Annotated in this window: 3 protein-coding genes and 1 pseudogene; all 4 read left to right on the top strand. The window is 46.6% G+C overall.

The window, feature by feature from the left end; all coding sequences use genetic code 11:
* Window positions 1–378 (top strand): annotated as a pseudogene (locus WEIDD23_RS14360) (transcription termination/antitermination protein NusA); the annotation flags it as partial.
* A gap of 12 nt (window positions 379–390) precedes the next feature.
* Entirely contained in the window at window positions 391–690 is a 300-nt protein-coding gene (locus tag WEIDD23_RS02205; protein WP_010373747.1) for an RNase P modulator RnpM, read from the top strand.
* Entirely contained in the window at window positions 680–985 is a 306-nt protein-coding gene (locus WEIDD23_RS02200) for a YlxQ-related RNA-binding protein (protein ID WP_010373745.1), read from the top strand. Before WEIDD23_RS02205 ends, WEIDD23_RS02200 begins: the two co-directional genes overlap by 11 nt.
* 12 nt (window positions 986–997) lie before the next feature.
* On the top strand, window positions 998–1,227 hold a 230-nt coding region (locus WEIDD23_RS02195; RefSeq protein ID WP_197458777.1), incomplete at its 3' end, for a translation initiation factor IF-2 N-terminal domain-containing protein.

Genomic DNA, 1,227 nt, shown 5'->3' with positions numbered 1-1,227 from the left:
CGCGGTGCCCGTGTGCAAGCCGTTGTGACTGAATTGTCAGGCGAAAACATGGATATTGTGGAATGGACAGAAGATCCAGCCCAATTTATCAAGAATGCTTTGAACCCTGCTGAAGTCGTGGATGTTATCTTTGATCCAACAAACGACCGTGCTGTAACGGTGTTGGTTCCTGATTACCAATTGTCATTGGCTATCGGTAAGCGTGGACAAAACGCTCGTTTGGCTGCTCGTTTGACAGGCTTCAAGATTGATATTAAGCCTGAAAGCGAACGTGACGCTGTTGTTGCTGACATGGCAAACAAGGAAAACGAATCCGCTAACGCACCAGTTATCGAAGCTGATGTGGCCGACGATTTCGAGGCATCAGAAGAAGCCTAAGGAGGTGTGCTCATGAAGCCACGTAAGATTCCAATGCGAAAAGACATCGTAACCGGTGAAATGGTACCGAAGAAGGAACTCGTGCGCATCGTACGTACCCCCGAAGGTAACGTTGAACTTGATCCAACCAACCGTGCAAACGGTCGTGGGGCATATATCTCATTATCAGTTGAAGTTGCCGAGATGGCGAAGAAGAAGCGCACGTTTGATCGTGTTTTCGAAACGAAGCTTGACGATAACTTCTATGATGAGTTGATGGCCTACGTCGATCACCAAGCTGCACGGAAGGAATTGTTTGGCGATGCAAAATAAGCAAAAACTTTTAAACTTATTGGGATTAGCGCGCCGTGCTGGCAAACTAGTGACCGGTGAGGATATGGTACTTGGCTCAATTCGAAACAGTAAAGCAAGTTTAGTTTTCTTTGCTAACGATGGCGGTGCAAGTAGTATGAAAAAATTTACAGATAAGACAACCAGCTATAACGTGCCATTTACAACCGCTTTGACACGACAAGAATTAGCTGACGCAACCGGATTAGCGCGTACTGTCATTGCAGTAGCTGACCGAGGATTTGCGAAAAAGATGCGGGAATACTTAGAAATCTAGGGAGGATGACACATGACCAAGCGCATTTACGAATTGGCGAAGGAATTAGATGTTTCATCAAAGGACTTAGTGTCAGCAGCTGAAAAGGCTGGTTTGGACGTTAAGAACCACATGTCAACAATTGACGATAAGGCGGTGAAGACGTTGACGAATGCCGTAAAACCAGCTGCTAAGACAGCACCAAAGGCCGAAAAGAAGGCCGAGGCACCTAAGAAGCCTGCCCAAAACAACGCTCCTAAGGC

This window comes from Weissella sp. DD23 (assembly GCF_001579105.1).
GTDB classification, from domain to species: domain Bacteria; phylum Bacillota; class Bacilli; order Lactobacillales; family Lactobacillaceae; genus Weissella; species Weissella cibaria.
The sequence above is the reverse complement of the archived record's forward strand: the minus strand, read 5'-3'. Positions and strand labels throughout refer to the sequence as shown.